Origin of the sequence: Streptomyces sp. 1114.5 (assembly GCF_003635085.1) — a bacterium.
GTDB lineage: Bacteria > Actinomycetota > Actinomycetes > Streptomycetales > Streptomycetaceae > Kitasatospora.
In genome coordinates, this window is record NZ_RBXE01000001.1 from 1,796,936 (window position 1) to 1,808,847 (window position 11,912).

The 11,912-nt window shown below is 74.7% G+C and carries 9 protein-coding genes; 7 read left to right on the forward strand and 2 right to left on the reverse strand.

The genetic code is table 11. The annotated features are described in order from the left end of the window. Positions 1–2: 2 nt before the first annotated feature. The 4 genes from BX285_RS07810 (at position 3) to BX285_RS07825 (ending at position 3,919) form a co-directional block, all read left to right on the forward strand. On the forward strand, positions 3–236 hold the full coding sequence (locus BX285_RS07810) for a hypothetical protein (protein WP_097237338.1): 234 nt from the start codon (positions 3–5) through the stop codon (positions 234–236). A 177-nt stretch (positions 237–413) separates the two neighbouring features. Beyond that, entirely contained in the window at positions 414–959 is a 546-nt protein-coding gene (locus BX285_RS07815) for a methylated-DNA--[protein]-cysteine S-methyltransferase (RefSeq protein WP_257032548.1), read from the forward strand. A gap of 278 nt (positions 960–1,237) precedes the next feature. Next, a complete protein-coding gene (locus BX285_RS07820; protein ID WP_121174787.1) occupies positions 1,238–2,653 on the forward strand; it encodes a family 2B encapsulin nanocompartment shell protein in 1,416 nt (471 codons plus the stop codon). 216 nt (positions 2,654–2,869) lie between these two features. Next, the gene (locus BX285_RS07825; RefSeq protein WP_097237341.1) at positions 2,870–3,919 is read left to right on the forward strand and encodes a family 2 encapsulin nanocompartment cargo protein polyprenyl transferase; all 1,050 of its coding nucleotides are present in this window, start codon (positions 2,870–2,872) and stop codon (positions 3,917–3,919) included. Between the two features lie 120 nt (positions 3,920–4,039). Here BX285_RS07825 and BX285_RS07830 read toward each other — a convergent pair whose 3' ends face one another. Further along, on the reverse strand, positions 4,040–5,080 hold the full coding sequence (locus tag BX285_RS07830) for an NAD-dependent epimerase/dehydratase family protein (RefSeq protein WP_121174788.1): 1,041 nt from the start codon (positions 5,078–5,080) through the stop codon (positions 4,040–4,042). 147 nt (positions 5,081–5,227) lie between these two features. Here BX285_RS07830 and BX285_RS07835 point away from each other — a divergent pair, with 147 nt between their 5' ends. Together BX285_RS07835 and BX285_RS07840 are read left to right on the forward strand one after the other, a co-directional pair. Next, on the forward strand, positions 5,228–6,640 hold the full coding sequence (locus BX285_RS07835; protein ID WP_121174789.1) for a DUF1254 domain-containing protein: 1,413 nt from the start codon (positions 5,228–5,230) through the stop codon (positions 6,638–6,640). A gap of 76 nt (positions 6,641–6,716) precedes the next feature. Continuing rightward, the gene (locus BX285_RS07840) at positions 6,717–8,051 is read left to right on the forward strand and encodes a DUF1254 domain-containing protein (protein WP_097237344.1); all 1,335 of its coding nucleotides are present in this window, start codon (positions 6,717–6,719) and stop codon (positions 8,049–8,051) included. Between the two features lie 61 nt (positions 8,052–8,112). Here BX285_RS07840 and BX285_RS07845 read toward each other — a convergent pair whose 3' ends face one another. Continuing rightward, positions 8,113–9,957 (reverse strand): BACON domain-containing protein, encoded by a 1,845-nt coding sequence (locus tag BX285_RS07845; protein ID WP_121174790.1) that lies wholly within the window; start codon positions 9,955–9,957, stop codon positions 8,113–8,115. Positions 9,958–10,224: 267 nt separating this feature from the next. Here BX285_RS07845 and radA point away from each other — a divergent pair, with 267 nt between their 5' ends. Beyond that, the gene (gene radA / locus BX285_RS07850; RefSeq protein ID WP_121174791.1) at positions 10,225–11,772 is read left to right on the forward strand and encodes a DNA repair protein RadA; all 1,548 of its coding nucleotides are present in this window, start codon (positions 10,225–10,227) and stop codon (positions 11,770–11,772) included. The last annotated feature ends 140 nt before the right edge of the window (positions 11,773–11,912 follow it).

Genomic DNA, 11,912 nt, shown 5'->3' on the forward strand with positions numbered 1-11,912 from the left:
CAATGCCCGGTTCGCTCACCATCAGCCACCACGAGTCCGCGGTCACCCTGGACCACACGGACGCCGACCGGCTCGCCATCGTCCTGGCCGAACTGGCGTACCTGCTGGAGATCCCGGGGCCGAACCGGATCAACGACGCGCAGCTCGCGCTGCTCTGCGAGGGCCGCACCCCGGACCGCGCCGACCTGGTGCACTGGGCCCAGGGGCTCGCCACCCGGCTGAAGGGGCGGCTCTGACCGAAGCCCCCCCACACCGCCGGCCACCCCCGACCCGACCCCGGAGCCGCCCGCGACCCCGACCCCGGAGCCGCCCGCCCCGGCTCCCGCCGGCCGTACGATGGCGCGCGGGGCGGGGATGCCCTCCGGATGCCGGGGTGGCCGGCGGCCGGTCCGGCGGAGGGTGGGGGCCCGAGCGTGCCGCAGTCCTGGTCGATGTCCTGGCTGACCGTGCCCACGCCGCTGCCCAGCGGTCCGATGCACATCGCGGTGACCCCGCTCGGCGTGGCGGCGGCCGGGTACGGCGGGCGCGAGGGCGAGGTGCCCCCGTGCACCGACGCGTCCAAGGCCGCCGCCGTCACCGAGCGTCTTGGCGCCTATCTGGCGGGCCGCACCCGCGAGTTGGGCCTGCCGATCGACTGGAGCCTGAGTTCCGGGCCGCACCGCACCGTCCTGCAGACGCTCTGGCGCGAGGTGCCGTACGGCCGGACCATCACGTACGGCGAACTGGCCGCCCGCAGCGGGGTGTTCGAGGGCGTCGAGGAGCCCGGCCTGGCCGCCCGGACGGTCGGGCAGATGATGGCCGCCAACCCCGTCGCCCTGCTGGTGCCCTGTCACCGGGTGGTGGCGGCGGACGGGATCGGCGGCTTCGGCGGCGGGCGGGTCGGGATCGAGGTGAAGCGCTGGCTGCTCACCCTGGAGGGCGTCCTGGAGCCGACGCTCGACTGGAACGGGCCGCTGTAGGGCGGGAGTTGGCGCGGGGGCGGCGTCGGGTGGCGTGGGCGGTGGCGCGGACGGCGGCCCTGGTGGGGGAAGATGGGCGGCGGGATTCCGAGTCGTTCGAATAAATAGTCGAAAACAGTCGATCGAATATCGATCAGGTGATCTATTCGTACTATTTGTTCGGTTATTCTGAACCACTCGAACGAGTGATTGCGGAGCCCGTCGAATGGGCCCACCATGAAGCTGCAAGACGAATGTGCAACGCGACACTTCATCAGGCATGCGAAGGGCTCCCCATCATGTCGACCGAAACCAATGCCGGTATTCCTGCTCCGGGCGCGCAGGAGGAGATCCGACAGCAGAGTCTGAGCACGGCGGGCGCGCGGAACCTCGCCACGACCACCAAGTCCGCGCCGCAGATGCAGGGCATCAGCCCCCGCTGGCTGCTCAGGAAGCTGCCCTGGGTGCAGGTGCACGCCGGCACCTACCGGGTCAACCGCCGCCTGCGCTACTCGGTCGGCCGCGGCCGGGTGAGTTTCGTCAAGACGGGCGCCGAGGTGCGGATCGTCCCGCCGACGCTCGCCGAGGTGCCGGTGCTGCGCGGCTTCCAGGACGAGGCCGTGCTGGAGGAGCTGGCCTCCCGCTTCACCCAGCGGGAGTTCGCCGCCGGGGAGGTCCTGGTCCAGGCCGGCACGCCGATCAGCGAGGTCCTCCTGATCGCGCACGGCAAGCTCGACCGCGTGGGCACCGGCAAGTACGGCGAGGAGACGGTGGTCGGCACCCTCGCCGACGGCGACCACCTCGGCGACGAGGCGCTCCAGCAGGACGACGGCACCTGGCCGTACACCGTCCGCGCCGCGACCTCCGGCACCGTGATGTCGCTGGCCTGGCCCTCCTTCCAGGAGCTGCACGACCGCTCCGAGGCGCTGCAGCTGCAGGTCATGGAGTACCTGAACGGCTTCCAGCAGGCGCAGAACAAGCACGGCGAGGCCGCGATCGACCTCTCGGCCGGCCACCAGGGCGAGTACGAGCTGCCCGGCACCTTCGTGGACTACGAGCTCAAGCCCCGCGAGTACGAGCTGAGCGTCGCGCAGACCATCCTCAAGGTCCACTCCCGCGTCGCCGACCTCTACAACCAGCCGATGAACCAGACCGAGCACCAGCTCCGGCTGACCATCGAGGCCCTGCGCGAGCGCCAGGAGCACGAGCTCATCAACAACCCCGAGTTCGGCCTGCTGGAGAACGCCGCGTACGACCAGCGGATCCAGACCCACTCCGGCCCGCCCACCCCGGACGACATGGACGAGCTGCTCAGCCGCCGCCGCAGCACCCGGATGTTCCTGGCCCACCCCAAGGCCATCGCCGCCTTCGGCCGGGAGCTCAACAAGCGCGGCATCTACCCGGGCACGGTCGAGGTCGACGGCAAGCAGGTCACGGCCTGGCGCGGCGTGCCGGTCTTTCCGTGCAACAAGATCCCGGTCGTCGGGAACACCACCTCGATCCTCGCGATGCGAATCGGCGAGGACAACCAGGGCGTCATCGGCCTGCACCAGACCGGAATTCCGGATGAATACCAGCCGAGCCTTTCGGTGCGTTTCATGGGAATCGACGACAAGGCCATCATTTCCTACCTGGTGAGCGCCTACTACTCCGCCGCGATCCTGGTGCCGGACGCGGTCGGCGTCCTGGAGAACGTGGACATCGCGCAGCGCTGACGGCCGCCGGGGCCGCCGCAGATCCGCGCCGTCCGGCCGGGGGTACCGCCCACGCCCCGGCCGGACGGCGCGTCCGGGCACGTCCCGACGCGCCCGCACGTCCCGATGCGCCCGGCACGTCCCACGCATCCGGCCCCGCGCCCGACACCCACAGCGCAACCCCGGCCCGCCATGCCGGGCCAACCCACGACAGGCGTCAACAAGGGGGAGAGACCCATGACGAGTCCCACGCTGGAGCGGGACCACAAGGAGGGGCACGAGGCGGCGGACATCCTCGCCCGCGCCCGCGCGCTGGTCGACCCGGTCATGCGGACCGCCGTCGACTCGCTGCCCGGCACGATGCGCAAGGTCGCCGGCTACCACTTCGGCTGGTGGGAGGCGGACGGCACCCCGGCCGCGGCCCCCGCCGGCAAGGCGATCCGGCCGGCCCTGGTCCTCGCCGCCGCCCAGGCCCTGGGCGGGACGCCGAGCGAGGCCGCCGCCGCGGCCGCCGCCGTCGAGCTGGTGCACAACTTCACGCTGCTCCACGACGACGTCATCGACCGGGACGACACCCGCCGCCACCGGCCCACCGCCTGGCGGGTGTTCGGCACCACCGAGGCCATCCTGGCCGGGGACGCCATGCACTCCCTCGCGCTGCGCCTGCTCGCCGAGGACAGCCACCCGGCCGCCCACGGCTCGATCCGCCGGCTCGCCGACTGCGTGGTCGAGCTCTGCGAGGGCCAGCAGATCGACTGCGCCTTCGAGCAGCGCAACGACGTCTCGCTGCCCGAGTGCCTGGCGATGGCGGAGGCCAAGACCGGTGCCCTGCTCGGCGCCGCCTGCGCGATGGGTGCCCTGTACGGGGGTGCGTCCGAGGAGGCCGCGCAGGCGATGGACGGTTTCGGGCGGGAGATCGGCCTGGCGTTCCAGCTGATCGACGACCTGATCGGCATCTGGGGGGATCCTGCGGTGACCGGCAAGCCGGTGGGCGCGGACCTGGTCGCCCGGAAGAAGTCGCTGCCGGTGGTTGCGGCGCTCGGCTCGGGCACCGTCGACGGCAGGCGGCTGGCCGAGCTGTACGCGCTCGAACGCCCGCTGAGCCCCGAGGAGTTGGCCCGGTGCGCGGCCGCCGTCGAGGCCGCCGGGGGCCGCGGCTGGGCGCAGGGCGAGTCCTGCGAGCGGATGGCCGCGGCGATGGCGCAACTCGCCGCCGCCGTACCGGAGCCCGCCGCGGCCGACGAACTGCTGGCCCTCGCCGAGCTGGTCACCCGCCGCACGCACTGAACGCGCGGCTCCGGAGTGGGAAGTCGGCCCGTCCGACTTCCCACTCCGAAGCCTTTCCCCACGGGTCTCACCGGTCCCGCCTTCCCCGCCGAACACCCCGCCCCCGCCGGGCCGCCCCGCTCACCCGAAGGCGGCCAACAGTCGCTGCTCCTTCCCGGGTTCGATGCCCTGTCGCACCGGTGCCCCCGGCCGTCCCTTCCGCCCCTCGGCGTCGGTGTCCTCGGCCGGTCCGCGCGTCCGCAGCCACTCCCAGGTGTCCCGCGCGGTCTCGGTGAACGGCCGGCAGTGCAGCCCGGCTGCCTCCGCCCGGCCGGTGTCGGCCAGCCAGGTGCCCGCCATCTCGGGCAGATCCGGTGCCCAGAGCGGCAGTTCGCTCCACGGATCGACCCGGTCCGGCCCCTCGGCGAGCAACGGCCCGTCCGCGACCCAGACCAACTCGGTGTCCGCGGTGCCCGCGACCGCCCGACAGGTCTCCAGCCACTCGCCGAAGCTCAGTCGCCCGGGCGGTGCCGTGGTGATGAACCGGCCCGCCGTCCCGGCCGTCAGCAGGTCGAGTCCGAAGGCGGCGAAGTCCCGGACGTCGATGACCTGCATGGTCCGCTGAGGATCCCCGGGGGCGAGCACCCGCCCGCCGCGTGCCATCCGTTCCAGCCACCAGGGCAGCCGGCCGCCGTTCTCGTGCGGTCCGATGAGCAGTCCGCTGTTGAGGACCAGCGAGCGCTCGGCGCCGAAGCCTGTCAGGACGGCGCGCTCGCAGCCGGCCTTGAGGGCGGTGGAGGGCGGCTGCCCGGGCGGGGTGTCGGCCGGGCAGGGGTGTCGCGGGGAGTCCTCGTCGATCACCCGGGCGGGCCAGTCGGCGAAGGCGTGCACCGAGGAGACGACGGTGTAGTGGCCGGCCCGCTCGCGCAGCAGCCCGGCGGCGAGCGCGGCCTGGGCGGGCTGCTGGGCGGAGGTGTCGACCACGGCGTCCCAGCGGCGGCCGTCGACCAGCCGGGCGAGGTCCCCGGCGCTGTCGCGGTCGCCCCGGACGGCTTCGACACCGGGCAGGTCGCCGGCGCTGCGGCCGCGGTTGAAGGTGGTCACCTGGTGGCCCCGGGCGAGGGCCTCGGCGGCGTAGGCCCGTCCGAGAAAGGACGAACCCCCGAGCAGAAGGATCTTCATACCGGACACCCTCCCCTCGTGGTCCCACCCGAACGCCCGGATTAGCGCTCAGCAGATCCCCGCCCGATCCGACATGCCACCCCATCCCGCCCCCCTTAGCATCCGATCTGTACCGATTCGATCCGATTCGGCAGGGAGAGCGACAGCATGGTCAACCCGGCACTCGTGGATCCGGCCACCGTCCGCGCGACCGCCGCCGAGGCCTGGATCCGCGCCCAGCCGCTCCTGCGCACCTACCGGACCGTCTACGCCCAGGCCCTGGACGACGCGGACCCCTCGTACGTCGGCGGCTTCGGCGTCTTCCGCCACCACCCGCAACCGCCCACCCCCGCCGACACTCCCGCCGAAGCCTCCGCCTCCGCCACCGACCCCGGCACCCCCGCCTCCGCCACCGACCCCGGCACCCCCGCCGCCGACACCGACGCCGGGGACACCCCGTACTCCCGCGCCTGGCTCGATCTGCGCACCGAGCCCTGGGTGGTCTCGGTGCCCGCCGAGGACCGCTACCACGTCCTCCCCGTCCACGATCTCGACACCGTGTGCGCCGGGTTCATCGGCTCCCGGACCACCGGTGCGGAGGCCGGCGACCACCTGGTGGCCGGCCCCGACTGGCAGGGCGAGCCCCCGCCCGGCATCCGCAGCGTGATCCGCACCGCCACCCGGCTGGTCGGCATCCTCGGCCGCACCCGGCTCACCGGGAACACCGCCGCCGCGGTCGCCGAACTCGCCGCCGTCCAGGAGCAGTACCGACTGCGCCCGCTGCACGCCCACACCGGCACGCCCGCGCCCGAGCCCGCCCCCGAACCGGTCTGGCCGGTCTGGCGCGAGGAAGTCCCGGACGGCATCGAGTTCCTGGCCTTCCTCGACTTCCTGCTCGGCTTCTTCCCGCCGGACGGCCCCGTCCCGCTGCCGCCCGCCGAGCACGACCTGCGCGGCCGCCTCACCGACCTCGGCATCGACGGCCGCGGCGAGTTCGAGCCCGCCGCCCTCCCGTTGGAGGTGCGCACCGAGATCGCCCGCGGGATCGCCGACGGCCGCACCCTGCTGGACCGCGCCACCGCCGAACTCCGCGACCGGAACACGCTGTTCGGCACCCGCGCGCAGATCGGCGCGGACTTCCTCCGCCAGGCCGTCGGCGCCGCGCTCGACCTGCACGGACTGCCCGCCGAGGAGGTCTGGTACGGCCGTTGGGAGGCGGACAGCGCCGGCCACCGCCCACCCCACGCCGGCGACCGCGACCACGTCATCCGCTTCGCACCGGACGGACTGCCGCCGGCCCGCTTCTCCTGGTCCGTCACCCTCTACGCGCTCCCCGGGCACCGGCTGGTCGACAACCCCCTGGACCGCTACTCGATCGGCGACCACACCCCCGACCTGGTCCGCGACCCGGACGGCGGACTCACCCTGCACGTCCGGCACAAACGGCCCGCGAACGCCGAGCACTCCGCGAACTGGCTGCCCGCCCCGGACGGCCCGTTCACCGTGGTGCTCCGGCTCTACGGCCCCGACCGGTCCGTCCTCGACGGCCGCTGGCACCTCCCGCCGCTCGACCCGCGCTGACCGTCCCGCCCGCCCTCCCTTTCCCCCTCGCCCGACCCGACGGCCCGACCCGCCCCGACCGTACGAAGGACCCCCGATGAACCAGCCCGAGCTGGAGGCCCTGGCCGCCGACGCGTACGTCTACGGCTACCCGATGGTCGCCGGCCTCACCATGGTCGATCGCTTCACCCGGGGCGGCCTGGGCACCCTGCCGTCGGCGCCGTTCAACCAGTTCAGCCACGCCGCCCGGCTGGCCGGCCCGGAGGACCACTTCGTCTCGGTCAACAACGACACGATCTACTCGATCGCCCAACTCGACCTCTCCGAGGGCCCGCAGGTGCTGCACGTCCCGGACACCGCCGGCTCCTACTACGTGCTGCAGTTCATCGACGCCTGGACGGACAACGTCGCCTACCTCGGCCGCCGCGCCACCGGCACCGGCGCGCAGACCTGGCTGGTCGTCCCGCCCGGCTGGCACGGCACCGCGCCGGACCCGACCCGGGTGATCGAGCTGCCGACCACCGTCGGCACCGTGGTCGGCCGCTTCGCCTGCACCGGCCCGGACGACCTGCCCCGGGTCCGGGCCCTGCAGTCCGCCCTCGTCCTGGAGCCGCTGGAGCCGGGCGGCCTGGTCGCCGGACTGCCCGAGCCCGACCCGGACGTCCCCGAGCGGCTGGCCTTCTTCGAACGCCTGCGGGTGTGGATGCAGGCCTTCCCGCCGGCCACCGCGGACATCGAGTACCAGCGCCGCTTCGCCCCGCTCGGCCTGCTGGACGACGGCGCCTCGCCGTACCGCGCGGCCGTCCCCGAGTGGACGCTCTCCCTGGCCAAGGGCCTGGCCGCCGGCCGCGAACGGGTCGAGGACGCCACCCGCCCGCCCGAGGACCACCCGCCCGGCGAGTGGCGCTCCGCGCTCCACCTCTTCGACTACAACACCGACCACCTGGGCCCCGGCACCCTGGACGACCCCGAGTGGCGCATCCCCGACCGCCGCGCCGCCTACCTCAGCCGGGCCGCCGCCGCCCGGGCCGGCCTCTGGGGCAACCACGCCTACGAGGCCTCGTACGCGGTGACCTACGACGACTCCGACGGCCGCCCCCTCACCGGCGTCCACAACTACACCCTGCGCTTCGACCAGCCGCCCCCGGCCGAGGCGTTCTGGTCGGTCACGATGTACTCCGTCCCGGACTACTACCTGGTGGAGAACCCGATCGACCGCTACTCGATCGGCGACCGCACCCCCGGCCTGGTCCACGGCGACGACGGCTCCCTCACCCTGACCCTCCAGCACGACCAGCCCGAGGACCCGACCGCCGCCGCCAACTGGCTCCCCACCCCACCCGGCGAGTTCCGCCCGATCATCCGCCTCTACCAGCCCAAGCCGCCGGTCCTCGACGGCACCTACCAGGTCCCCCCGATCCACCGCACCTGACGGCTCTGCGCCCCGGCACCTCGCGCGTCGGGCCGCGTGCTCAGGGCGTGTCGGACACGCCCTACCGCGCCGACGGCGAGCCCGAGGCCGTCCCCGTCGGATGCGGGGAGGCACTGGCCGTCGGGGCCGCGGTCGGCGCGCCCGAGTGGGAGGGCGAACCGGAGGGCGTGCCGCCCGTCGTCGGCGTGCCCGACGGGGACGCCGGGCCCGAGGGGGAAGGCGTGCCCGACGGGGACGGCACGCCGGTGGCCGTGGGTGAAGGGGCGGCCGTCGGTGAGGCGGACCCCGCCGGCGTCGGCTCCGCCGAGGGGGAGCCCGAGCCCGAGCCGCCGCGGTTCTGGGGCCCGCCCTCCAGGGTGACCACCGCCTGGGACGGGGGCAGGGCGATCCGGGCGGTCCACTGCGTCGCCGGTGCCAGGTCCTCGTCCACGGTGACGATCACGGTGATCCGCTGCCCGGGGGCGAGCGTCCCGGAGTCGCGGCTGAGCCGGAGCCAGCCGGCGTCCGTCACCGCGCGCCAGTGGATGTCCGTGGTGCCGGAGTTGGTGAGGGTGAGGACCGTACGGCTGCCGTACTCGCCGGCCTCGACGGTGAGCAGCCCGGCCGGGGCCGTTCCTGCCGGGCCAGGGGCGGAGGCCTGTTCGGCCGCGGGGACCGGGGCGGCGACCAGGGTGGGGCTGCCGAGCGGGGTTGCGCCGTGGGCCGGGACGGGGACCACCGCGCCCTGGAAGGTCAGCCGCGGGTACCCCGGATAGCCGGGATAGCCGGGAAGCAACGTTTCTGCACCACCGAATCCGGCCCCGCCCGCCCCCGCCAGCTCCAGCCCCGGAACCCCCGGTGCCCCGTGCCCCGTCGCGCCCCCGCGCGCCGTCCACGGCGGCCGCTGCCCGACCTCCTGACCGGCCTCGTCCACCCGCACCGCCGACACCGAGGCCGCCGACCCCGACCCGCCGCTCCGGTGCCCGGCCCAGAGCGCGATCACCGGCGCCGCCAGGACGGCCGCGAGCACCCCGGTGGTCACCACCCGCCGACGGACCGCCAGCCCACGCCCTGCGTCCGGCGCCCGGTGCCGGGGGAAGCCGCCCTGGTCGAACCGCAACCCCGGCGCCGCCCCGACCGGCCCACCCACCGCGGCCAGGCCCGGACCACCCGCCGTCGGACCCGACGCCGTCGGACCCGACGCCGGTCCGGCAGCCGACCCCGAGGCCGGCCCCGGAGCCGTCAGCAGCGGCAGCCCCGACAGCCCTGCCGCCCCCTCCGCCGCCTCGCCGGCCACCCGCTCCGCGGTCCCCCGGCAGGTCGGGCAGTCCACCACGTGCTGCACCAGCTCCCGCCGCAGCGCCGGGCCGAGCACCCAGTCCCGCCAGGACTCCGCTCCGGCACCCCCGAGCCGGTCCAGCTCCGGGCAGCTGCCGACGCCGAGCACCAGCAGCGCCGCCCTGGTCCTGGCCACCTCCGCCTCGGCGCCCGCCAGCAGCTCCCGGGTCCGGTCGAACGGCAGGCCCAGCACCGCCGCCACCTCCAGTGGGGTCAGCCGGTGCCGGACGGACAGCTCCAGCGCCTCGCGCTGCTCGGGGTCGGTGCCGGCCGCCTCCGGCCAGGCGAGCGAGGCCAGCTCGCGCCGCCGCCGGGCCGCCTCGGCCTCGCCCGGCCCGGCGGCGTCCCCGGCGACGCCACGCGTCCCGCTGCCGGCCGTGTCCCCGTCCGCGAGCCGCCGCAGGCAGCAGTACCGGGCCAGCGAGAACAGCCAGGCCCGTACCAGCCCCGGCTCGGCCAGCCGGCCGCCGTGCCGTTGTGCCAGTTCACGGACCTCGCGCAGGGCGTCGGCGGCGGCGTCGTGCTCGCACAGCACCGAGAGGCAGTAGGTGAACAGCCCGTCCACCTGCCGCTCGTACGCCGCGAGCACAGCAGCGGCCTGCAGCCCACCGGGCCCGCCCCGCCCACCGGGCCCACCAGGCCCGCCGGCCCCGGCCGGCCTCGCAGGCCCGACCTGCCCCACAGTTCGCGCAGTTCGCGTTGTCACCCGACCGACGGTAGAGACCCCGGACGGCCCGGCCCCGTCATTCACCGCGTATGTACTTCTTTCGGGTAACAACATCGCCCATCTGTGTGGATGCCCGGCGAGCCCAGTGGCGGACCGCCGTTGTCGGACCCAGGCGCTACCGTGGGCCGCATGCCTCCGCGTTCCAAGACCACCGCCAAGCCGCGCCCGGCGTACCGCTGCACCGAGTGCGGCAACCAGCTGCCCAAGTGGGTCGGCCGCTGCCCGGAGTGCAACGCCTGGGGGACGGTCGAGGAGTACGGCGCGGTGCCGATCCGGACGACGGCGGCCGGCCCGGTCAGCGCGCCCGCCCGTCCGATCGGCCAGGTGGACGGCCAGGTCGCGACGGCCCGCTCCACGGGCGTGCCGGAGCTGGACCGGGTGCTCGGCGGCGGGCTGGTCCCCGGCGCGGTGGTGCTGCTGGCCGGCGAGCCCGGCGTCGGCAAGTCGACCCTGCTGCTGGACGTCGCGGCCAAGGCGGCCACCGACCGGCACCGCACGCTCTACGTCACCGGCGAGGAGTCGGCCGGCCAGGTCCGGCTGCGCGCCGACCGGATCAACGCGCTCTCCGAGCACCTCTACCTCGCCGCCGAACAGGACCTCGGCGCCGTGCTCGGCCACATCGAGGCGGTCAACCCCGGCCTGCTGATCCTGGACTCGGTGCAGACCATCGCCTCCGCCGAGCTGGACGGCGCCCCCGGCGGCCCGGCTCAGGTCCGCGAGGTGGCGGGCGCGCTGATCCGGGCGTCCAAGGAGCGCGGCATGGCCACCCTGCTGGTCGGCCACGTCACCAAGGACGGCCAGATCGCGGGTCCGCGCCTGCTGGAGCACCTGGTGGACGTGGTGCTCAGCTTCGAGGGGGACCGGCACGCCCGGCTGCGCCTCATCCGCGGGGTCAAGAACCGCTACGGCGCCACCGACGAGGTGGGCTGCTTCGAGCTGCACGACGAGGGCATCGTCGGCCTGGCCGACCCATCCGGCCTCTTCCTGACCAGGCGTGACAAGCCCGTCCCCGGCACCTGCCTCACCGTCACCCTGGAGGGCAAGCGCCCGCTGGTCGCCGAGGTGCAGGCGCTGATGGTGGATTCGCAGATCCCCTCGCCGCGCCGCACCACCTCGGGCCTGGAGTCGCCGCGGATCGCGATGATCCTGGCCGTGGTCGAGCGGCACGGCGGGGTGAAGCTCGGCAAGCAGGACATCTACACCGCGACGGTCGGCGGGGTGAAGCTGAGCGAGCCGTCCGCCGACCTCGCGGTCGCGCTCGCGGTGGCCAGCTCCTCCACCGACACCCCGCTGCCCAGCAACCTGGTGGCGATCGGCGAGGTCGGTCTCGCGGGCGAGGTACGGCGGGTGACGGGTGTGCAGCGGCGGCTGGCCGAGGCGCACCGGCTGGGCTTCACCCATGCCCTGGTCCCGCCGGACCCGGGCAAGGTGCCGCCGGGCATGAAGGTGGTCGAGGTGGCCGACATCGGTGAGGCGCTGCGGGCGATCCCGGGCCGTCGCCGGGCCGCCGCCAAGCCGCGCGGCGAGGCCCGCCCGGAGGCCCGCGGCGATGCTCGTACCGGGCTCCGTGGTGAGGCTCCGTCGGCGCCGCCGGCCCCCCGCTCCGCCCGGGTCGCCGCCTACCCGGAGGAGCTGATGGACGGCTGGGAGCCGCTCGACTCCGACGAACTGCGCTGACCCAAGCCCTGTCGCGGCCACACGCAGTTAGACTTTCCCCAGTCTCATAGGCCAATAGGCAGTACCGAGCGGTACTGAGCGACAGAGCAACAGACCGCGGACCGGCGCACGGCGCGAGGCGCGCGGCACGGGTCGACCGG